21 protein-coding genes are annotated in these 19,614 nt (G+C 71.3%); 12 read left to right on the top strand and 9 right to left on the bottom strand.

Features of this window, described 5'->3' with window-relative positions; all coding sequences use genetic code 11:
• The first annotated feature begins 128 nt into the window (after nucleotides 1–128).
• From ACFC51_RS34495 to ACFC51_RS34465, 7 genes are all read left to right on the top strand, one after another.
• Nucleotides 129–1,154 (top strand): 6-phosphofructokinase, encoded by a 1,026-nt coding sequence (locus ACFC51_RS34495; RefSeq protein WP_376372097.1) that lies wholly within the window; start codon nucleotides 129–131, stop codon nucleotides 1,152–1,154.
• Nucleotides 1,155–1,266: 112 nt separating this feature from the next.
• Nucleotides 1,267–2,217, top strand: coding sequence for a cytochrome c oxidase assembly protein (locus ACFC51_RS34490; protein WP_376372094.1), 951 nt, complete (start codon nucleotides 1,267–1,269; stop codon nucleotides 2,215–2,217).
• A 66-nt stretch (nucleotides 2,218–2,283) separates the two neighbouring features.
• Nucleotides 2,284–2,442, top strand: a complete 159-nt coding sequence (locus ACFC51_RS34485; protein ID WP_376372092.1) for a hypothetical protein — start codon at nucleotides 2,284–2,286, stop codon at nucleotides 2,440–2,442.
• A 164-nt stretch (nucleotides 2,443–2,606) separates the two neighbouring features.
• Nucleotides 2,607–2,861 carry an HU family DNA-binding protein gene (locus ACFC51_RS34480; RefSeq protein ID WP_376372090.1) on the top strand — a complete coding sequence of 85 codons (255 nt, stop codon included), beginning with the start codon at nucleotides 2,607–2,609 and terminating at the stop codon, nucleotides 2,859–2,861.
• Between the two features lie 14 nt (nucleotides 2,862–2,875).
• On the top strand, nucleotides 2,876–3,262 hold the full coding sequence (locus ACFC51_RS34475) for an SRPBCC family protein (RefSeq protein WP_376372088.1): 387 nt from the start codon (nucleotides 2,876–2,878) through the stop codon (nucleotides 3,260–3,262).
• A 99-nt stretch (nucleotides 3,263–3,361) separates the two neighbouring features.
• Complete coding sequence (locus ACFC51_RS34470) at nucleotides 3,362–4,354, top strand: GlxA family transcriptional regulator (protein ID WP_376532687.1); 993 nt, start codon at nucleotides 3,362–3,364, stop codon at nucleotides 4,352–4,354.
• Between the two features lie 81 nt (nucleotides 4,355–4,435).
• The gene (locus ACFC51_RS34465) at nucleotides 4,436–5,059 is read left to right on the top strand and encodes an isochorismatase family protein (protein ID WP_376372084.1); all 624 of its coding nucleotides are present in this window, start codon (nucleotides 4,436–4,438) and stop codon (nucleotides 5,057–5,059) included.
• Between the two features lie 97 nt (nucleotides 5,060–5,156).
• Here the strand turns inward: ACFC51_RS34465 and ACFC51_RS34460 are convergent, their stop codons facing one another.
• Complete coding sequence (locus tag ACFC51_RS34460) at nucleotides 5,157–6,182, bottom strand: Lrp/AsnC family transcriptional regulator (protein ID WP_376532685.1); 1,026 nt, start codon at nucleotides 6,180–6,182, stop codon at nucleotides 5,157–5,159.
• 91 nt (nucleotides 6,183–6,273) lie between these two features.
• Between ACFC51_RS34460 and ACFC51_RS34455 the strand changes: the two genes are divergently transcribed.
• The 4 genes from ACFC51_RS34455 to ACFC51_RS34440 all read left to right on the top strand — a co-directional run bounded on the left by ACFC51_RS34455 (nucleotide 6,274) and on the right by ACFC51_RS34440 (nucleotide 11,330).
• A complete protein-coding gene (locus ACFC51_RS34455; protein WP_376532683.1) occupies nucleotides 6,274–7,590 on the top strand; it encodes an amidohydrolase family protein in 1,317 nt (438 codons plus the stop codon).
• Nucleotides 7,591–7,631: 41 nt separating this feature from the next.
• On the top strand, nucleotides 7,632–9,170 hold the full coding sequence (locus tag ACFC51_RS34450) for an AbgT family transporter (RefSeq protein WP_376372227.1): 1,539 nt from the start codon (nucleotides 7,632–7,634) through the stop codon (nucleotides 9,168–9,170).
• Nucleotides 9,171–9,504: 334 nt separating this feature from the next.
• A complete protein-coding gene (locus tag ACFC51_RS34445) occupies nucleotides 9,505–10,215 on the top strand; it encodes a lysophospholipid acyltransferase family protein (RefSeq protein ID WP_376532681.1) in 711 nt (236 codons plus the stop codon).
• An 86-nt stretch (nucleotides 10,216–10,301) separates the two neighbouring features.
• Nucleotides 10,302–11,330: an NAD-dependent epimerase/dehydratase family protein gene (locus tag ACFC51_RS34440; protein ID WP_376532736.1), complete on the top strand. Its 1,029-nt coding sequence runs from the start codon at nucleotides 10,302–10,304 to the stop codon at nucleotides 11,328–11,330.
• A 96-nt stretch (nucleotides 11,331–11,426) separates the two neighbouring features.
• Here ACFC51_RS34440 and ACFC51_RS34435 read toward each other — a convergent pair whose 3' ends face one another.
• From ACFC51_RS34435 to ACFC51_RS34400, 8 genes are all read right to left on the bottom strand, one after another.
• A complete protein-coding gene (locus ACFC51_RS34435) occupies nucleotides 11,427–13,004 on the bottom strand; it encodes an alpha/beta hydrolase (RefSeq protein WP_376372078.1) in 1,578 nt (525 codons plus the stop codon).
• A 153-nt stretch (nucleotides 13,005–13,157) separates the two neighbouring features.
• The gene (locus ACFC51_RS34430) at nucleotides 13,158–13,943 is read right to left on the bottom strand and encodes an urease accessory protein UreD (protein ID WP_376372076.1); all 786 of its coding nucleotides are present in this window, start codon (nucleotides 13,941–13,943) and stop codon (nucleotides 13,158–13,160) included.
• Nucleotides 13,940–14,617 carry an urease accessory protein UreG gene (ureG, locus tag ACFC51_RS34425; protein WP_376372073.1) on the bottom strand — a complete coding sequence of 226 codons (678 nt, stop codon included), beginning with the start codon at nucleotides 14,615–14,617 and terminating at the stop codon, nucleotides 13,940–13,942. The genes ACFC51_RS34430 and ureG overlap by 4 nt, the downstream gene beginning before the upstream one ends.
• 46 nt (nucleotides 14,618–14,663) lie before the next feature.
• Nucleotides 14,664–15,329 (bottom strand): urease accessory protein UreF, encoded by a 666-nt coding sequence (locus tag ACFC51_RS34420; RefSeq protein ID WP_376532679.1) that lies wholly within the window; start codon nucleotides 15,327–15,329, stop codon nucleotides 14,664–14,666.
• 17 nt (nucleotides 15,330–15,346) lie between these two features.
• Nucleotides 15,347–17,068, bottom strand: coding sequence for an urease subunit alpha (locus ACFC51_RS34415; protein ID WP_376532677.1), 1,722 nt, complete (start codon nucleotides 17,066–17,068; stop codon nucleotides 15,347–15,349).
• On the bottom strand, nucleotides 17,061–17,372 hold the full coding sequence (locus tag ACFC51_RS34410) for an urease subunit beta (RefSeq protein ID WP_376372068.1): 312 nt from the start codon (nucleotides 17,370–17,372) through the stop codon (nucleotides 17,061–17,063). Before ACFC51_RS34410 ends, ACFC51_RS34415 begins: the two co-directional genes overlap by 8 nt.
• Nucleotides 17,373–17,386: 14 nt before the next feature.
• Nucleotides 17,387–17,689: an urease subunit gamma gene (locus tag ACFC51_RS34405; protein WP_104790628.1), complete on the bottom strand. Its 303-nt coding sequence runs from the start codon at nucleotides 17,687–17,689 to the stop codon at nucleotides 17,387–17,389.
• Nucleotides 17,690–17,828: 139 nt separating this feature from the next.
• Nucleotides 17,829–18,449: a TetR/AcrR family transcriptional regulator gene (locus ACFC51_RS34400; RefSeq protein ID WP_376372066.1), complete on the bottom strand. Its 621-nt coding sequence runs from the start codon at nucleotides 18,447–18,449 to the stop codon at nucleotides 17,829–17,831.
• 108 nt (nucleotides 18,450–18,557) lie between these two features.
• Between ACFC51_RS34400 and ACFC51_RS34395 the strand changes: the two genes are divergently transcribed.
• Entirely contained in the window at nucleotides 18,558–19,556 is a 999-nt protein-coding gene (locus ACFC51_RS34395) for an ABC transporter permease (protein ID WP_376372064.1), read from the top strand.
• Nucleotides 19,557–19,614: the final 58 nt, after the last annotated feature.

Here is a 19,614-nt window from a genome sequence, read left to right as displayed (position 1 = left end):
TGCGTCCCGTGACCGTCCAGCAGTCGGACAGTGGGTTCGGTCCGGACACCCCACGCCGGTAGGGTGGCGGGGATCCAACCGGACGACGTGGTCCGGCGTCGGCCCACGTTGCAAAGGTTTCCCGGGCAATGCGAATTGGTGTGCTCACCTCCGGCGGCGACTGCCCCGGCCTCAACGCCGTCATCCGTTCCGTCGTGCACCGTGCGGTGGTCGACCACGGCGACGAGGTCATCGGCTTCCACGACGGCTGGAGGGGCCTCCTCGAGTGCGACTACCGCAAGCTCGACCTCGACGCGGTCGGCGGCATCCTCGCCCGCGGCGGCACGATCCTCGGCTCCTCCCGCGTCCAGCCCGCGCACCTGCGTGACGGTGTGGAGCGCGCGAAGGGCCACGTCGCCGATCTCGGCCTGGACGCGATCATCCCGATCGGCGGCGAGGGCACGCTGAAGGCGGCCAACCTCCTCTCCGAGGCGGGTCTGCCCATCGTCGGTGTGCCCAAGACCATCGACAACGACATCGCCTCCACCGACGTGACGTTCGGCTTCGACACGGCCGTCGGTGTCGCGACGGAGGCGCTCGACCGGCTGAAGACGACGGCCGAGTCGCACCAGCGGGTCCTGATCGTCGAGGTCATGGGACGGCACACCGGCTGGATCGCGCTGCACTCGGGCATGGCGGCCGGAGCACACGCCATCGTCGTACCCGAGCGGCCCTTCGACATCGACGAGCTGACCGACGTGGTCGGCCGGCGCTTCTCGGACGGCAAGAAGTTCGCGATCGTCGTCGTGGCGGAGGGCGCCAAGCCCCGCGAGGGCTCCATGGAGTTCAGCCAGGGCAAGACGGACATCTACGGCCACGAGCGCTTCGCCGGCGTGGCGACGCGGCTCTCCGGCGAGCTGGAGCAGCGCCTCGGCAAGGAGGCCCGCCCGGTGATCCTCGGCCATGTGCAGCGAGGCGGCACCCCGACCGCGTACGACCGCGTCCTGGCCACGCGCTTCGGCTGGCACGCGGTGGAGGCGGCGCACCGCGGCGAGTTCGGCATGATGACGGCGCTGCGCGGCACGGACATCACGATGGTCCCGCTGGCGGCGGCCGTGGAGACCCTCAAGACGGTCCCGGCCGAGCGCTACGCCGAGGCCCAGGTCGTGCTCTGACCGTCACGACATCTCCGAGGACCGCCCCCGGCCGCACCCGCGGCCGGGGGCGGTTCTAGTCTGGACCGGACAACCGGCACGAATCGGGGACGTCCCCAGCGGGAGTGAACAGATGGATCACAGCGGGCACGGCATGAACATGGATCTGCCGCCGTTCACGCTGGGGCGCGGACTGGAGTTCTCCGCGGACCCGTTCTTCCTGACCGGCTGCGTCGCCGCCCTCGTCCTGTACGGCTACGGGGTCATGCGGCTGCGCGCGCGAGGTGACGGCTGGCCCGTCAACCGGACCGTCTTCTTCGTCCTCGGTGTGCTGTCCATCGCCCTGGTGATGTGCACGGGTCTCAACGACTACGGCATGGTCATGTTCAGCGTGCACATGGTGCAGCACATGGTGATCAGCATGGTGTCGCCGATCCTCCTGCTGCTGGGGGCCCCGGTGACGCTGGCGCTGCGGGCGCTGCCAGTGGCCGGGCGCGCTCGCACGGGCCCGCGCGAGGTGCTCCTCAAGCTCCTCCACAGCCGCTACATGAAGATCGTCACCCACCCGGCGTTCACGATCCCGCTCTTCATCGCGAGCCTGTACGGGCTCTACTTCACCCCGCTGTTCGACTTCCTGATGGAGTCGAAGACGGGTCACATCGCGATGATGGTGCACTTCCTCGCCGTCGGCCTGGTCTTCTTCTGGCCGATCATGGGCGTGGACCCCGGCCCGCACCGGCCCGGCTACGTGATGAGGATGCTGGAGCTGTTCGCGGGGATGCCGTTCCACGCGTTCTTCGGGATCGCGCTGATGATGGCGACCCAGCCGATGGTGAAGGCGTACGAGAACCCGCCGGCCTCGCTCGGTGTCGACGCGCTCGGCGACCAGTCCGCGGCGGGCGGCATCGCCTGGGCGTTCAGCGAGATCCCGTCGGTGCTGGTGCTGATCGCCCTGGTCTTCCAGTGGTACCGCTCCGAGCAGCGGACCGCCAAGCGCTCCGACCGGGCCGCCGACCGCGACGGCGACCAGGATCTGAAGGCGTACAACGCCTATCTCGCCTCATTGCAGGCACGCGGACAGTAGCGGTGGGCACGCCCGAGGGGTGACCATGGCTCCAACGGCCGTGCGGCCGGTGAGGAGCGTGCGCTCATGCCTGGATCCACGAAGACCATGGGAGTGCTCACGGTCGCCGCGCTGGTCGCGGTGACGGCGTACACGGTGGCACTGGGGAGCAACGGCTGGCTCTGGTTCGGCTGGGTGGTGCTGGGGCTGGCCACCCTGGGGATGGTCGCCACCCGCGACACCTGAGGCGACCGCGGATGCGGCACACCCTCGCACGCGGCCGTGCGGCCACGTGCGAGGGTGTGCCGGCGGTGCCAGCATGGTGACGAGGTGTGGCACGTGAGCGGGCGGCTCCGGCCGTCCGGTCATCGTCGCCGTGTGTCGTCGTCGGCGGGAAGTAGGTGCTTCGTATGGACAGGTCCGGACTGATCGAGGCTGTCGGACGCAAGACGTCGGGCGGCGGCACGCTGCCGGACGCCGAGATCGGACGGGTCGTCGACGCACTGTTCGGCACGGTCGCGGAGCCAGGGGTGATCGCGGAGGCGCTCAAGGCGGGCAGGGCGGTCACCCTGGTGGGCTTCGGCAGCTTCCACGACGTGGGCGGTGAGGCCTCGCTGCGCCCGGGCAAGGCGCTCAACGAGTTCGTCCACGACCGGGCCGGCTGAGCCGGGCCGGTCCGATGGCGGTTCTGACGCTTCGCGCGGAGGGCTCCGCGCCACCCGAGGACGTCTGGCTGCGCTACGTCGTCCCTGCCCGCTGGCCTTCCTGGTCACCGCAGATCAGAGCGGTGCGGGTGGACGCCGAACGTATCGCGCCGGGCACCCGGGGCGAGATCGTCTCGCTGTTCGGCGTCACCGCGGCCTTCACCGTCGAGTCCGTGGACGACGCCCGGTGGCGGTGGGTGTGGAGGGTGCGGCTGGGTCCGGTGCGCCTGCGGCTGCACCACGAGGTGGGGCGGCGTCCCGGCGGGTCGGCCACGACCCTGCGGATCGAGGGCCCGGCCGTCGCTCTCGCCGCCTACGCCGGCCCGGCACGGTGGGCACTGGGGCGCCTCGTCCGGGGGTGACGGCCCCGGGCACCCGGCACGGTGGGCGTGGACCGCGTGTCCGGATGTGACAGGAAGCCGTCATTGCGGCCCCGGGACCGGGACGGGAAGGATGAGGGCATGCCCCTCACCCACCGTGTCGTGATCGCGGTCTTCCCCGGCGTCGACCTCCTCGACGTCACCGGCCCGGCCGAGGTCTTCGCGCTGGCCAACCGGGAGTCCCGCGGCCGCGACCCCTACCAGGTCCTGCTCGCGGGCCGGGTCGCCGGAGCGGTGCGGACGTCGGCGGGTGTGAGGCTGCTGACCGATCTCGCCTTCGACGAGGTCGGCGACCGGGCGGACACACTGATCGTGCCCGGCGCCGCCGACATGACGGACGCCGGCCCCACGGCACGCGTCGACCCCGAGGTCGTGGCGTGGGTGAAGGCGACCGCCCCGCACGTCAGGAGGGTCGCCTCGGTGTGTGTGGGTGCGCACGTCCTGGCGGCGGCCGGCCTGCTGGACGGGAGGACGGCGACGACCCACTGGTCGACGGCGGCTCAGCTCGCCGCGGACCACCCGGCCGTCACCGTCGATCCGGACCCGATCTTCGTCCGGGCCGATCACGGCCGGCTGTGGACGGGTGCCGGCATCAGCGCCTGTCTGGACCTCGCGCTCGCTCTGGTGGCCGAGGATCTGGGCGAGGAGGTCGCGCTGGCCGTCGCCCGCCAGCTGGTGATGTTCCTCAAGCGGCAGGGCGGGCAGAGTCAGTTCTCCGTGCCGCTGAGCCGCCCCGCGGCCTCACGCCGCGACATCGACGAGCTGCGGTCGTGGATCGCCGGCCATCTCGACGCGGACCTGTCCGCCCGGGCGCTGGCGGCCCGTATGCGGCTGAGCGAGCGGCACTTCGCGCGGGTCTTCACCCAGGAGACCGGGGCCGGTCCGGCCGCCTACGTCGAGGCGGCCAGGGTCGAGGCGGCGCGGCGCCTCCTGGAGAGCACCGACCACACACTCGGCCAGGTCGCGGCGGCGGCCGGGCTCGGCTCGACGGAAACCCTGCACCGGGCGTTCAGGCGACAGCTCGCCACCACGCCCTCCGCCTACCGCCGCCGGTTCAGGACCGGGCCGGCCTGAGTTCCATCCCATGGGACCCGCCCCGGCGCAAAGGCGCCGGGGCTCGCACAGCCATGCCGTTCACCCAGGAAAGGACCCCCGATGACCTCGAACCAGCCGTCCACGCCTCTGCGCGCTCTCCTCGGCCTGGAGGACCACCCGCCGCGTCTGGGCGAGTCCGTGCTGATCATGATCGATTTCCAGAACACCTACCGGGACGGGGTGATGGCTCTGGAGGGGGCCGAGGAGGCCCTCGCGGCCGGTGCGCGTCTCCTCAACCGGGCGCGCGCGGCGGGTGCGCCGGTCGTCCACGTCGTCCACGACGGCGGTGAGAACTCCCCGTACGACCTCAATGCCCGTGTCGGCGCCCTCAGTGACGAGGTCGCCCCGGTGGAGGGTGAAGCGGTCGTGGTCAAGCAGCACCCCAACGCCTTCCACGCCACCGGACTGGAGAAGACGCTGTCCGGGCTCGGCTTCGGGGCGGGCAGCGGCGGGAACATCGTCCTGGCCGGCTTCATGACGCACATGTGCGTCAACTACACCGCGCAGGAGGCCTTCAACCTCGGTTACCGGCCCACTGTCGTCGCCGAGGCCACCGCGACCCGGGCACTCAGGGCCCCGGACGGCAGCGTCGTGCCCGCGGCCACACTCAAGACCGCCGCGCTGACCATGCTGACCGACGTGTTCGCGACCGTGGTCCCCACCGCGGACGCCCTGCCGGCGTGACCGGGCGCCGGCCCGGCGGCCACGCCGGGCCGGCCGTCACGCCGGGCCGGCCGTCACGCCGGGCCGGCCGTCACGCCGGGCGGCCGAGGCAGGGCCGTCACGCCTGGTCGGCCCAGTAGTTCACCGGCGCCAGCCCGACATTCCGGCCGTCCCGGTCGAGGATGCGGCCCACGTGCTTCACGGTGCGCAGCACGATCGCCCGTTCCGTGATCCGCAGCTGGTGGCCGGCGAGCCGGCTCTCCAGATGGGCCTCCATGCCGTGGACATCGGCCAGGTCGCGCTGCCACAGGTCGAGGATGAGGTTGTCGCGGCCGGTGGTCACGGTGCACATGCGCAGTTCGGGCAGCGTGCGCAGCGACGCCACGGTGTCCTCGAGGTGGCGTGCGGGGACGGACGCGAAGTACACCACCGACACGGGAAAGCCGGTGAGCGGCCGGGCGAGCGTGCACCGCAGGGCGAGCCGCCGGTTGCCGGTGAGCACGCGCAGCCGGCGGCGTACGGTCGCCGTGCTGGTGCCCGCCGCCACGGCCAGCTCCCGCACCGGCATGCGCCCGTTGTGTCCGAGGGCGAGGGCGAGTTCCCTGTCCACCGGACGCAGCGGCTCGTCCGGCAGCTCCTCCCGAGGCACCGCGAGGGCCTTCTGCTGAGCCCTGCTGAGGCTGCGCAGCCTCCACTGGTCGCCCTCGAAGGGGACCGCGGTGATCACGTGGACCCGGGTGGTGCGGATGCCCGCCAGGGGTGAGATGTGCCGGCCGACCAGACGGGAGAGGTCGTCGAGGTCGGCCGCCCCCACGATCGCGAGCAGATCCCGGCTGCCGGTGGTCTGTTTGAGGCTGAGGACCCGGCTGTTGCGGGCCAGGCCGTCCAGGGTGGACTCGACCGGGAGGCCGCCCATGTCGATCTCGACCTGTGCGTAGACACCGTCGTCGTGGCCGGGCGAGAGATAGCCGTCCACCCAGGCGGTCCCGGTCCGCTCCAGACGGGCCCAGCGGCGTGCCGCGGTGACCGGGTCGATCCCCAGGACGTCACCGAGCAGGGTCCACGGCACCCTCGGCTGCGTCTGCAGCGCGTGGATGATCGCGAGGTCCACTTCGTCGGGGTGGGGCATGTTCTGCGTCTTCATGGGCTGACCGAATCCTGCGTACGGTGAGGGATCGTGTCCGGTTCCGGCGATTTTACGAGCGCGTCATCCCGGTTCTGGAAGGTAAGGCGCCATGAGTACCCCTCCTTCCTTCCCCGCGCCCTCCGCTCCCGTGCAGGCCGCCGCCGCCTCCCTGCGACTGACCGGTGCACGGCTGATCGACGGCACCGGATCGGAGCCGGTCGCCGATGCCGTCATCGACGTGGACGAGCGCGGTGTCATCGTCCACGCGGGACCGGCCGCGACCGCTCCCCCGGCGCCGGCCCGCGCCCGCACCATCGACGTCGCAGGCCGCACCGTGCTTCCCGGTTTCGTCGACGCCCATGTCCACCTCGGCGTCGATTCGGCCCGGCACATGGTGCGGAGGTTCACCGAGGACCCCGCCCTGGAGGTCTTCCGCGCGGCCGGCAGGCTGCGGGTCACCCTGGATGCGGGTGTCACCACGGCGCGCGACCTGGGCGGGCTCTCCGCCGGGTACCGGGAGGCCGTCGCCCAGGGCCTGACCGCCGGTCCGCGTCTGCACACCGCCGTGCGCATCCTCAGCCACACCGGCGGGCACGCCGACTTCCACACCGACTGCGGCTTCGACACCAGCGCGGGCATGGGAGAGATCGCCGACACCCCGGACGAGGTGCGCCTGTCGGTGCGCAGGCTGCTGCGCTCGGGCGCCGACGTCATCAAGATCTGCGCCACGGGAGGCATGTCCAGCCCCTACGACCAGCCCGACGACGAGGGCCTCACGGTGGAGGAGATCCGCGCGGTCGTGGAGGAGGCGGACCGGCACGGCGGCCGCCCCGTCGCCGCGCACGCGCAGGGCACGGCCGGCATCCTGAACGCCGTCCGGGGCGGCGTCACCAGTGTCGAGCACGGCTACGGCATGACCACGCAGGCGAGGGAACTCGCCGGTGAGCAGGGCGTGTTCCTCGTTCCGACCCTCTCGACGGTGTTCGACGGAATCGACAAATCGACCATGGAGCCCTTCCATTACGAGAAGAAGCTCCGCTGGTCGGACATCACCCGCGCCAACATAGCCGCGGCCATCGCCGACGGAATGAAGATCGCCATGGGCACCGACGCGGCGATGGTCCCGCACGGCCGCAATCTGCGCGAGCTGGTCCACCTCACCTCCCTCGGGATGACGCCGCTTCAGGCGATCACCGCCGGCACGCTCACCGCCTCGCGCCTTCTCGGCCTGGACGACCGCATCGGCACGCTGGAGACCGGCAAGGAAGCGGATCTGGTGGTCTGCGACGGCGACCCGCTGGCCGATGTCTCGGTCCTCGCCGACCCCTCCCGCATCGTCCTCGTCGCGCAGCGCGGGGCCGTGCGGAAGGATCTGCTCGCGGACGCGCCGGGCCCCGGTCCGGACACCGAGGCGGGACGTCGGTGAGCGCGCGGACCGGGACCTCCACGGCCTCAGGGGGCGGCGCCGTGCTCGACAAGGTGCTGGGCGGCATCGAGCGCGCCGGGAACAAGCTCCCGCATCCCGTCGTGCTGTTCCTCCTCCTCTTCGCCGTCCTCGGCGTCGTCTCCACCGCACTCGCGGTCGCCGGAGCGACGGTGACCGTGCCCGGCGACGGCGAAGTGCTCGAAGTGAAGGGCCTGTTCACCGGCGAGGGGATCACCTGGCTGCTGGAGAACTTCATCCCCAACTTCACCGGCTTCCCGTCACTGGGGACGGTGCTGCTCATGATGGCGGCCGTCGGGGTCGCCGAGCGCACGGGACTGCTGGAGACGGCCGTACGGGTCTCCATCGGGCGAGCCCCGAAGGCCGTCCTGCCGTACCTGGTCGCGTTCGTCGCCGCGCAGGGCCACATGATGAGCGACGTGGCGATCCTCATCATCCCGCCGCTGGCCGCGCTCGTCTTCAAGGGCGCAGGACGGAACCCGATCGCCGGCCTGATCGGCGGGTTCGCCTGCGTGTGCGCCGGATACGCGGCCGGTTTCTCCATCGGCGCGCTGGACGCCCTCTACACGGGCATCACCGAGCAGGCCGCCGGCGTCCTGCCGGGTGGCGACGACGCTCCCACCCACATCCTGATCAACTACTTCTTCACCGCAGCGGCAAGCGTCGTCCTCGCCCTGATCGGCGGCTTCCTGATCGACCGCGTCCTCGAACCGCGGCTTCCCGCCGCGGTGGAGGCGGCTCCGGCGGACGGGGAGGCGGCCACGGACGACGACGGCGGCTACCGGCCCACCCTGGAGGTCACCCCGGCCGAGCGGCGCGGGCTCCGGGCCGCCGGACTGGCCGTCCTGGTGTACGCGGCGGTGGTCGTCGTCTGCTGGCTCCTGCCGGGCTCGTCCCTGCGGGGCGAGGGTGGCGCGCTGGTCCCCTCACCGGTGCTGACGGGCATCGTCCCCCTGCTGTTCGTCGCCTTCCTGATCGCGGGCATCGTCCACGGCAAGGTCACGGGCAAGGTGCGCAGGGCCGGGGACGTCCCGGAGATGATGGCCGAGTCGATCACCGGCATGTCCGCGTACATCGTGCTGATCCTGGTGATCGCCCAGGTCATCGGTGTCTTCGACTGGTCCAACGTGGGGACCCTGCTGGCGGTGGAGGGAGCCGCGCTCCTCGAGTCGGCCGGCCTCACGGGGTTCACAGGGCTGGTCCTGTTCGTCCTGCTGGTCTGTGTGCTGAACCTGTTCGTGACCTCGGGTTCGGCGCTGTGGTCCCTGGTGGCCCCGGTCTTCGTCCCCGCGTTCATGCTCATCGGTCTCGAACCGGCCGTCACCCAGGCGGCGTTCCGCATCGGTGACTCGGCCACACAGATGATCACGCCACTCAACCCGTACGTCTTCCTGATGCTGATCATCCTGCGCCGCTACGAACCCGACGCGAAGCTGGGCACGGTCCTCTCCCGCCTCTTCGTCTTCGTCGTCCCCTTCCTGGTGGCCTGGCTGATCGCCCTCGGTGTCTTCTACGGCCTCGACCTGCCGCTCGGCCCGGGTGCGGACATCCACCGGGACTGACGGACAGGAACGTGCGCGTGGACGTGGCCCTCCGGACCAGCCCGGAGGGCCGCTTCCGCGCGGTGTTCAGCCTCCGGGACCGGGGTCCCGTGCCTGGCGGCGTCAGCGCGCCAGGACTTCGTATGCACCGGAAACAAAGCTACGATCGATCACCGACGAGCAGACGGGTCGTACAGGCCATCGACTGAAGCCACATCAGGTGAGACGACGAGGAGCGGGTACCCGTCCGGGAAGGCGGGCTTCGGCCGGCCGCTCGACCGGGCCGAGGGCGACGCCAGGCGTGACCTGACAGAACGCGGTCACCGGTCCGGTCCGGAAGGCTAGGAGAGAAGCTGTGTTCTATTACGTCCTGAAGTATGTCGTGCTGGGCCCTTTGCTGCGGCTGACGTTCCGGCCGCGCATCGAAGGGCTGGAACACATTCCGGACGACGGCGCGGCCATCGTGGCGGGCAATCACCTCTCGTTCTCGGACCACTTCCTGATGCCGGCGATCCTCAAGCGCCGTATCACGTTCCTCGCGAAGGCCGAGTACTTCACCGGCCCGGGCATCAAGGGCAAGCTGACCGCGGCCTTCTTCCACAGCATCGGGCAGATCCCCGTCGACCGCTCCGGCAAGGAAGCGGGACAGGCCGCCATCCGCGAAGGACTGGGGGTGCTGAGCAAGGGTGAACTGCTGGGCATCTACCCGGAGGGCACCCGCTCGCACGACGGGCGGCTGTACAAGGGCAAGGTCGGGGTCGCGGTCATGGCGATCAGGGCGGGGGGCCCGGTCATCCCCTGCGCGATGGTCGGCACGTTCGAGATCCAGCCGCCCGGACAGAAGGTCCCCAGCATCAAGCGGGTCACCATCCGCTTCGGGGAGCCGCTGGACTTCTCGCGCTACGCCGGCCTGGAGGACCAGAAGGCGGCGATCCGCGCGGTGACGGACGAGATCATGTACGCCATTCTCGGACTCTCCGGGCAGGAGTACGTCGACGAGTACGCGGTGAAGGCGAAGGCCGCGCAGGGCGAGGAGTCCAAGAAGTTCCCCAGGCGGCCACGCTGAGCGGGGAATCTGCTGAGGGCCGATTTCCCTGGCCGGGCCGCTGAAGCGACCGTAGCGTCTTCCGTATGAGCAGAGGACGAGCGTTCGTGCTGGGCGCGACGGGACAGATCGGCCGGGCCGCCGTGCGGGCTCTCGCCGGGGACGGCTGGGACGTGACCGCGGCGTCCCGCGGAGGCGGCAGGGACGGTGCCTGGGGCGACGGCGTCCGCGCGCTCGCCCTCGACCGCGACGAGGAGGGGGCCCTCGCCTCCGCCCTCGGCGACGGGTACGACGTCCTGGTCGACATGGTCGCCTTCGGCCCGGACCACGCCGCGCAGTTGACGGGGCTCGCGGACCTGGCCGGGTCCGCGGTCGTCATCTCCAGCGGCGCGGTGTACGAGGACGGGCGGGGGCGCAGTTTCGACACGCAGGGGGATCCGGACGGCTTCCCGGAGTATCCGGTGCCCGTCCCGGAGACACAGCGCACGGTCGCCCCGGGCCACACGACGTACGGGACGCGCAAGGTCGCCCTGGAGCGGGAGCTGCTCGCCGCCGGGGACGCGCTGCCGGTGACGCTGCTGCGGGCGGGCGCGGTACACGGGGCCCACTGCCGTACCCCGCGCGAACTGTATTTCGTCAAACGCGCCCTGGACGGGCGCGGCCGGCGGGTCCTCGCGTACGACGGGGCGAGCCGCTTCCATCCCGTCCATGTGTCCAACCTGGCCGAGCTGATACGGCTGGCCGCACTGCGACCGGCCTCGCGGGTGCTCAACGCGGGCGACCCGCAGGCGCCCACCGTCGCCGAGATCGGCGCCGCCGTCGACGGCGTGCTGGGAACGCGGAGCGAGACGGTGCTGGTGGCGGGCGCGCCGCCGGAGGGCCATGTCGGCGACACACCGTGGAGCGGCGCTCATCCCGTCGTCTACGACATGGCCGCCGCCGAACGGGATCTGGGGTACCGCGCGGTGACGGGGTACGAGGAGTCGCTGCCGGGGACCGTCGAGTGGCTCGCGGCGCGGCTCCACGGGCACGACTGGAGGGAGGCCTTCCCGAAGATGCTCCGTACCTACGGCGAGACCCTCTTCGACTACGCGGCGGAGGACGCCTGGCTGGAGCGGTACGACCGGAACCGGTGAGCGCCCCTGGAGGGATGGTGCGGCTGTCCCTGGCCGGAAGGGGTGAGCGGGCGACCGCCGGGAATCATCGGCCGCCCGCTCACGTTCAGTTGGCCGTCACGGCTTCGGGGTGGCGTGCGGAGTGCACGTCACATCGCGCCGGTCGGTCTCTCCCGTGAGCAGGTAGGTGTCCACCCGCTCGTTGATGCAGGGGTTGACCAGGCCGGTGACACCGTGCGAGCCGGCGCCCTTCTCGGTGATGAGTCGGGAGCCCTCGAAGCGCTTGTGCAGTTCGACGGCGCCCTCGTACGGGGTGGCGGCGTCACGCGTGGACTGCACGATCAGCACCGGGGGGAGACCCTTGCCCGTGCGGACGTCCACAGGGGTCTGCTGCTTGGACGGCCACGTCGCACACGGCAGGTTCATCCAGGCATTGGCCCAGGTCATGAACGGGTGGTCCTTGTGCAGACGGGTGTTGTCGCGGTCCCACTTCTTCCAGCTGGTGGGCCACTTGGCATCCGCGCACTCGACCGCCGTGTAGACGGCGTTGCCGTTCTCCGCGCTGATGTTGCCCGCGGTGTCCGACAGGTCGGGTCCCGCGGCGTCGATCAGGGCCTGGGTGTCGCCGCCCAGATAGTCGCTCCAGATCTGGGCGGTGGGCGCCCAGGCGGAGTCGTAGTACGGCGCGCTCTGGAAGAATCCGATGAGCTCGGCGGGACCGACGACGCCGCCGATCGGGTTCTTCTTCGCCGCCGCGCGCAGCGTCAGCCACGCCTTCTCGACCTTCTCGGGCGTGTCACCGATGTGGTAGGCCGCGTCGTTCTTCGCGACCCATGCCTTCCAGTCGTTCCAGCGGGTCTGGAAGGCGATGTCCTGGTTGAGGTTGGCCTCGTACCAGATGTTCTCCTTCGCGGGGTCGACCACGCTGTCGACGATCATGCGGCGCACGTGCGAGGGGAAGAGCGTGCCGTAGACCGCGCCCAGGTAGGTGCCGTAGGAGACGCCGAGGAAGTTGAGCTTCTTCTCGCCGAGCGCGGCGCGGATGACATCCAGGTCGCGTGCGGTGTTGGGCGTGGTCATGTGCGGCAGCATGGCGCCGCTGCGCTCGGCGCAGCCGTCCGCGTACTCGGCCGCGAGCTTGCGCTGGGCCCGCTTGTCGGCCTCGCTGTCCGGGACCGGATCGGCCTTCGGGGCCTTCACGAACTCCTGGGGGTCGATGCAGGAGATGGGCGCCGAGTGGCCGACCCCGCGCGGGTCGAAGCCGACGAAGTCGTACGCCTTCGCGGCCTTCGTCCAGAGCGGGTTCTTGGTGACGATGCGCTTCGGGAAGGCCATTCCCGAGCCGCCGGGGCCGCCCGGGTTGTAGACGAGTGCGCCCTGGCGCTCGTCCTTGGTGCCCGTGCTGACGTGCCGGTCGACCGCGAGTTTGATCTGCTTGCCGTCCGGCTTGCTGTAGTCGAGCGGGACACTCACCCATCCGCACTGGATGGGTGCGGCGATCGCCCAGTCGGCGGGACAGTCCGTCCAGTCGACACCGGCCCGCGCGGCCCGGGCGGCCGCGGTCCGGACGCCGCTCGCCTCCTGGTCGCCGTGGTGCCGGCCGGCGGCACCGGCGGCGGGTGCGGCTATCGCCCCCGCTATGAGCGTGCCCGCGATCAGAGTGCCGGCCGAGCCGAGCACTGCTGTGCGCTTCACGTGGAACCTCCCCCTGCGTGTTGCGCCACCCGCGGCGGCGCAGTCGTTCATGTGTCCAGGCGGATCCTTTCGTCTGTGGGGTTGCTGAGAACAGGGCGTACGCATGTTTCTTTACCGAACCAATAACCGGTGCGCGCTGCCCGCTGAGCGAACTCACGCCCTCTGCACGGCCCTTGTTTCCTTCAGCAGACCCTCCAGCGCCTCGTCCAGCACCGCGCGCAGCAGCCGTGCGTCGGGAGCCAGCGCCGTCACGAGGACGGCCGGACCCGCCAGCGGAGTGAGGGCCGCGGTAGGTCCGAGCAGTCTCGGAGCGGGCAGGCCATCCTCGAACGCGGGTTCGACGACGAGCAGTTGCCCCACTGCTCGGTGGCCGCCCAGCACAGCGGGACCGTCCCACCCTCCGGGGGCTCCCGGTCCGTACGCGAGTTGCTGGTCGAGCAGCGGGCGCCCGACCCTGTGCACGGTCAGACGGGAGGAGAGCCGGCCGGTGCTCTCACCGTGACGGCCCAGCACCAGTTCCTCGCGGAGCACCAGACGCGCGGTGCCCGCGAGTTCGGCTCGGGTGGTCATGTCGAGTGCGCTGCCGCACGCGGAGACGAGCTGTTCCGGGAGCCAGCGGAGCTCCGCCCCTTCCCCCACGCTCAGCCGCACGTCGTACGCCGCGGAGCCGGCATCGGGGCCGGCTCCCGGAAGTGCCACGGTGGCGGCGGCGGAGTCCACCGTCACCCGGGCGCCGTCCTCGGCGACGACCTCGACGGCGAGCCGGTCACCGCCGAGCGGGGCGCTCATCGCGCCGACCACGGTGACCCGCGCGCGGGCGGTGTCCGGGGATCTGGTGCGGCGCAGGGCCAGTGGCCCGCTGCTCTCCAGCACCGGAAGCGACGTGGATCCCCGGCCGTCGGCGACCGCCGTGATCCGTGCGGTGGCCGTGACGCTCATGCGGCCCAGTCCGCGAGCCGCGCCCGCACCCAGTCGGCGACGGGAGCGACGCCGTCGGCGCCGGTCAGCGAGGTGAACACCACGGGGAGGTCGCCGCGCTGCGCGGCGGCGTCGCCGGCCATCCGGTCCAGGTCGGAGCCGACGTAGGGGGCGAGGTCCGTCTTGTTGATGACGAGGAGGTCGGCGGTGGTGACGCCGGGGCCGCCCTTGCGCGGGATGTCGTCGCCGCCCGCGACGTCGATCACGAAGACCTGGGCGTCGACGAGCCCCTTGGAGAAGGTTGCGGTGAGGTTGTCCCCGCCCGACTCGACGAGGATGAGGTCGAGGGGGCCCACGGAGTCCTCCAGGTCCTCGACGGCTTCGAGGTTGGCGGAGATGTCGTCGCGGATAGCGGTGTGCGGGCAGGCACCGGTCTCGACGGCCTGGATGCGCTCGGGGGGCAGTACGGCGTTACGGAGCAGGAAGGCCGCGTCCTCGCGGGTGTAGATGTCGTTGGTGACGACGGCGATGGAGAACCGGTCGCGCAGCGCGCGGCAGAGCGCGGCGACGGTCGCCGTCTTCCCCGAGCCGACCGGCCCTCCGAGGCCGATGCGCAGGGCGCGACGTGTGCCGTCGGGACGCACCGCGTCGGCGCTGACGGCTGCGGGGCCATGGTGTGCGTGGTCGAGATGCATGGGTGTGACTCCTGGTGAAGGGGTGCGGATTGACGTTCGTCGTGGTTCAGGACGCGAACAGGCGGACCGGCCAGGTCGCGTGGGCCTCGGCCGCGATGTCGAGCAGGGGGGCGGAGGCGGCGGGCAACGCGTCGATGCCCCGCAGTGCCGCCTCGGCCGCCTGTTCGGCGACCTGGTCGAGTGCGGGGGCGAGCCGGGCCAGCACCGCCGTCGCCTCGAAGGGGTCGAGGGAGAGCAGGCGGACCACGGCGGTGGCCGGGCCGCTGACCGTTTCGTAGGCGACGCAGTGTGCGGCGTCCGCCGGGCCCAGGCCTGCCGCCCGCGCCGTCAGGCCGAGGACGACGGGCTGGTGGGCGCCGCGTGGTCTCGCTTCGGCGAGCGCGGCCAGTTCAGGGCTGGGCCAGGTCGCCCGTGCCGCCCGCATCAGCTGTCTGCCGAGCCTGCGCGCGGCGTTCCTGAGCGCGGGTGAGGGCGTCCGGGCGTCGGCGGCCTCGTCGAGGGCGAGGGGGTCGAGGCCGTGGGCCGCCGCCGCGGCGAGCGCGGCGGAGGTGAGTCCTGTGGTGTGGAGCCTGCCGAGGCAGAAGTCCGCCAGGTCCTGGGCGTCGCGGATGTGTCCTGCCTTGACGGCCGGCTCGGCTCCACCGGAGTGGGCGTGGCCACCGGCGGGGAACCGGCCGTCGGCGAGGACGAGCAGGGCTGCGCGTGTCGTCATGAAGTGCTGTCCTGCCCTCAGAAGAGGAAGTACCGCTGAGCCATGGGCAGTTCGGCGGCCGGGGCGGGTTCGACCGGATCGCCGTCGATGGTGACGGCGAAGCTGTCGGGGTCGACCTCGACCCGGGGCAGGGCGTCGTTCTCCCTCATGTCCGCCTTGGTGACGCCCCGGGTGCTGGTGATCGGCACGAACGTCTTGCCGAGCCCCAGGCGCCCGGGCAGGCCGGACTCGATGGCGGCCGAGGACACGAAATTGAAGGAGTTGGCCGCCGGGGCCCGGCCCACCGCACCGAACATCGGACGGGGCATGACCGGCTGCGGGGTGGGGATCGAGGCGTTGGCGTCGCCCATCTGCGCGTACGCGATCTGACCGCCCTTGATCACTGTCTGCGGTTTGACGCCGAAGAAGGCCGGGTCCCAGAGCACGAGGTCGGCCAGCTTGCCCGTCTCGACGGAGCCGATCTCCTTGTCCAGCCCCTGGGCGACCGCGGGGTTGATGGTGTATTTGGCGACATAGCGACGTGCCCGGTGGTTGTCCGCGGCACCGTCGCCCGTCAGGGCGCCCCGTCGCCGCTTCATCACGTGGGCGGTCTGCCAGGTCCGGAGGATCACCTCGCCGATCCGGCCCATCGCCTGGGAGTCCGAGGAGATGATCGAGATGGCCCCCATGTCGTGGAGGATGTCCTCGGCCGCGATGGTCGACGGACGGATGCGGGACTCCGCGAAGGCGAGGTCCTCCGGCACGGTCGGGTTCAGGTGGTGACAGACCATCAGCATGTCGAGGTGCTCCTCGATCGTGTTGACGGTGTGCGGCCGGGTCGGGTTGGTGGAGCTGGGCAGGACGTAGGGCTCGGACACCACACTGATGATGTCGGGCGCGTGCCCGCCGCCCGCACCCTCGGTGTGGTACGCGTGGATGGAACGCCCCGCGATGGCGGCCAGCGTGTCCGCGACGAATCCCGCCTCGTTGAGCGTGTCCGTGTGGATGGCGAGCTGGGCGCCGGTCTCCTCGCAGACACCCAGACAGGCGTCGATGACGGCGGGCGTCGCACCCCAGTCCTCGTGGATCTTGAACCCCAGCGCGCCGGAGCGCAGTTGGGAGTGCATCGCCTCGCGGGACATCGTGTTGCCCTTGCCGAGCAGGCCGATGTTGACGGGGTAGCCGTCGAGCGCCTCGAACATCCGGGCAAGATGCCAGGGGCCCGGGGTGATCGTCGTGGCCTTGGTGCCCTCGGCCGGGCCCGTGCCGCCCCCGACGAGGGTGGTGATCCCGGAGGAGAGCGCCTGGTCGATCAGGGTAGGCGAGATGAAGTGGACGTGCGCGTCGATGGCTCCCGCGGTGAGGAACTTGCCGTTGCCCGCGATGATCTCGGTCTCCGGCCCGATCACCAGATCGGGGTGCACGCCGTCCATCGTGTCCGGGTTGCCGGCCTTCCCGATGCCGGTGATCCTGCCGTCCCGGATGCCGACGTCGGCTTTGACGACGCCCCAGTGGTCGATGACGACCGCGCCGGTGATGACCGTGTCGGGAGCACCCTCGGCGCGGGTGGTGCGCGCCTGCCCCATCGATTCGCGGATCACCTTCCCGCCGCCGAACACCGCTTCGTCGCCCGACCGTCCGGGGCCGCCGGACCGGTCCTCCTCGATCTCGACGACGAGGTCGGTGTCGGCGAGCCGGATGCGGTCACCCGTGGTGGGCCCGAACAGGTCGGCGTACACGGGGCGGCTGAGCTCAGGCATCGAGGGAACCTCCGGTGTCGCCGCGCAGTCCGGGGACGATGCGCAGGCCTGCGATCGGGACGAGTTCGACGTCGACGGGGATACCGGGCTCGAAGCGCACGGCGGTTCCGGCGGCGATGTTCAGCCGCAGCCCGTGGGCCGCGCCACGGTCGAAGTCCAGGCCTGTGTTGGCCTCGGCGAAGTGGTAGTGCGATCCGACCTGGACGGGCCGGTCCGCGGCGTTGAGGACGGTGAGGCGGGTGACGGGGCGCCCTTCGTTGAGCGCCACCGGCTCCTGCGCGTACAAGATCTCTCCGGGAATCATCGGCTGCTCCCCCGTCAGACGATCGGCTCGTGGACGGTGACCAGCTTGGTGCCGTCCGGGAAAGTGGCCTCGACCTGGACGTCGTGGATCATCTCGGGGATGCCGTCCATGACGTCGTCCCGGGTGAGGACCTTCCTGCCGGAGGCCATCAGTTCGGCGACGGTCCGGCCGTCCCGGGCGCCTTCCAGGAGGTGCGAGGTGATCAGCGCGATCGCCTCCGGGTGATTGAGCCGCAGTCCGCGCGCCCTGCGCTTCTCTGCGACATCGGCCGCCACATGGATAAGCAGGCGTTCCTGTTCGTGCGGAGTCAGTTGCACGCTTCCACCCTCTTCGTCTCCCGCCCGGTACCTGCCCCGGGCGCAGCGGGACCCTATCCCGCCTTCAACACTCTGTTGAACGATGAAGAGGATTCCGCGATCAGGTATTGCACGTTAGGGCGGAAGTTTTTCCGGCGCGTTAACTGATCTTTTGCGGATCCATGGACATCAGGCCGCGCAACCCGTTCTCCAGCGCCTCGATCCCGACCCCGCCGAACAGCGCCTCCTGCGCGATGAATCCCTGGGCGGTGGCGATCATCGTGCGGGCGACATCGTCGCCCGACACGTCGGAGCGCATGACACCCGCCGCACGGTAGGCCTCCACCAGCTTCCCCCACGCGGCACGCATTCCCGTGTAGCCGTCGTCGAGCGTCTTCGCCAGCCGCTCGTCGCGCATGCTCTCGGACCACACCTGCACGACGAGCATGGCGGAGGCGCGGCGCTCCAAACCGTGGAGTTGCCCTTCGAAGACCCCGCGCAGCACCCTCCCCAGGAGGACGTCGGGCATGGGCGGCGGCACCGTGTCGGCGGCCTCCGCGAAGGCCCGGCGCACGGCACCGAACGCCTCGTCCGCGATGGCGGCGATCAGGTCCTCCTTGCCGGCGAAGTAGCGGTAGACGGCCCCCGCCGACAACCCGACCTCCTTCAGCACGTCCTGCATCGACGTGCCGTGGAAACCGTTGGCGGCGAAAGAGCGCGCCGCGCCGGCGAGGATCTGGCGGCGGCGGGCGTCGAGGTGCTCCTGGGATACGCGTGCCATACGGGCAATCTAAAACGAACATTCATTCTTGACAAGCTCCCGCGCGCGGCGCGACAGTGGAGCGCACTGAAAACGAACGATCCTTCTCTTTGAATCGAGGCTCTCGCCATGCCTGCTGCACCGAACCGCCGTGCGGTGGCGGCCGTCCTGCTCGTCCCCCTGGTGGTGACGCTCGCACTCTGGGCCTTCTCCTGGCCCGCGGCCAGGATCGCGCCGCGGGACCTGCCGGTGGGCATCGCCGGCGCGGCTCCGGCCGCCGATCAGCTGCAGAAACGGTTCGAGCAGCGCGAGGGGGCCTTCGAGATCCACCGTTACGAGGACGCGGCGGCCGCCCGCACAGCGATCGAGGAGCGGGTCGTATACGGCGCTGTCGTGATCACCGAGGCGGGCCCGCACCTGCTCACCGCCTCGGCCGCCGGCCCGGTCGTCGCCCAGTTGCTGACCGAGGCCGCCGGAGCGGCCGCACCCGGCGGATCCGGAGTCCCGGTCACCGATGTCGTCGCCGCACCGGAAGCCGACCCCCGCGGCAGCGCGCTCGGCGCAAGCATCCTGCCGCTGGCGCTCGCCGGGGTCGCCGCCGGAGCGGCCGTGACCCTGCTCGGACTGCGCGGCGCCCGAGGGGCCGTGACCCTGCTCGGCGCTGCGGCACTGGTGGGCATCGCCGCCACGGCCATGACCCACAGCTGGCTCGGCGTGATCACGGGCGACTGGTGGGCGGAGGCGGGCACCATTGGGCTGACCGTGCTGGCGATCGGCGCCCCGGTGGCGGGGCTGGCCGCCCTCATCGGTGCACCGGGCCTGGGGGTGGGAGCCATGCTGATGGTGCTGCTGGGCAATTCGTTCTCCGGTGTCACCAGCGCGCCGGAGATGCTGCCCGAGCCGGTCGGCGCGATCGGTCAGTGGCTGCCGCCGGGTGCAGGAGGTTCCCTGCTGCGGTCGGTCGCGTTCTTCGACGGCAGCGCGGCGGGCGGACCCGTGCTCGTCCTGGCCGTATGGGCTCTGCTCGGCATCGCCGGCGTCCTGGCCGGCGGCCGCAGGCGCCCGGCGCCGGCCGCGGGGAGCCCGGGGCCGCGCGACCGGGAGCATGCGACGGCACTGGCCGGCTGAACCGCGTCGTACGCGAGAGGGCCGTGTCACCCGCCACAGTGGCGGGTGACACGGACCT

The organism is Streptomyces sp. NPDC055962 (genome assembly GCF_042270185.1).
GTDB lineage: Bacteria > Actinomycetota > Actinomycetes > Streptomycetales > Streptomycetaceae > Streptomyces.
Note: the sequence above shows the minus strand (reverse complement) of the source record. Positions and strands in the feature narration are given on the sequence as shown.

Bases quoted from the DNA above. Each gene is read 5' to 3' on its own strand.
- ACFC51_RS34470 (WP_376532687.1), top strand. From the start codon at position 3,362: ATGCCCCTCACCCACCGTGTCGTGATCGCGGTCTTCCCCGGCGTCGAC.
- ACFC51_RS34495 (WP_376372097.1), top strand. From the start codon at position 129: ATGCGAATTGGTGTGCTCACCTCCGGCGGCGACTGCCCCGGCCTCAAC.
- ACFC51_RS34395 (WP_376372064.1), top strand. From the start codon at position 18,558: ATGCCTGCTGCACCGAACCGCCGTGCGGTGGCGGCCGTCCTGCTCGTC.
- ureG (WP_376372073.1), bottom strand. From the start codon at position 14,617: ATGCATCTCGACCACGCACACCATGGCCCCGCAGCCGTCAGCGCCGAC.
- ACFC51_RS34490 (WP_376372094.1), top strand. From the start codon at position 1,267: ATGGATCACAGCGGGCACGGCATGAACATGGATCTGCCGCCGTTCACG.
- ACFC51_RS34475 (WP_376372088.1), top strand. From the start codon at position 2,876: ATGGCGGTTCTGACGCTTCGCGCGGAGGGCTCCGCGCCACCCGAGGAC.
- ACFC51_RS34420 (WP_376532679.1), bottom strand. From the start codon at position 15,329: ATGACGACACGCGCAGCCCTGCTCGTCCTCGCCGACGGCCGGTTCCCC.
- ACFC51_RS34460 (WP_376532685.1), bottom strand. From the start codon at position 6,182: ATGAAGACGCAGAACATGCCCCACCCCGACGAAGTGGACCTCGCGATC.
- ACFC51_RS34465 (WP_376372084.1), top strand. From the start codon at position 4,436: ATGACCTCGAACCAGCCGTCCACGCCTCTGCGCGCTCTCCTCGGCCTG.
- ACFC51_RS34455 (WP_376532683.1), top strand. From the start codon at position 6,274: ATGAGTACCCCTCCTTCCTTCCCCGCGCCCTCCGCTCCCGTGCAGGCC.
- ACFC51_RS34485 (WP_376372092.1), top strand. From the start codon at position 2,284: ATGCCTGGATCCACGAAGACCATGGGAGTGCTCACGGTCGCCGCGCTG.
- ACFC51_RS34415 (WP_376532677.1), bottom strand. From the start codon at position 17,068: ATGCCTGAGCTCAGCCGCCCCGTGTACGCCGACCTGTTCGGGCCCACC.
- ACFC51_RS34410 (WP_376372068.1), bottom strand. From the start codon at position 17,372: ATGATTCCCGGAGAGATCTTGTACGCGCAGGAGCCGGTGGCGCTCAAC.
- ACFC51_RS34480 (WP_376372090.1), top strand. From the start codon at position 2,607: ATGGACAGGTCCGGACTGATCGAGGCTGTCGGACGCAAGACGTCGGGC.
- ACFC51_RS34400 (WP_376372066.1), bottom strand. From the start codon at position 18,449: ATGGCACGCGTATCCCAGGAGCACCTCGACGCCCGCCGCCGCCAGATC.
- ACFC51_RS34430 (WP_376372076.1), bottom strand. From the start codon at position 13,943: ATGAGCGTCACGGCCACCGCACGGATCACGGCGGTCGCCGACGGCCGG.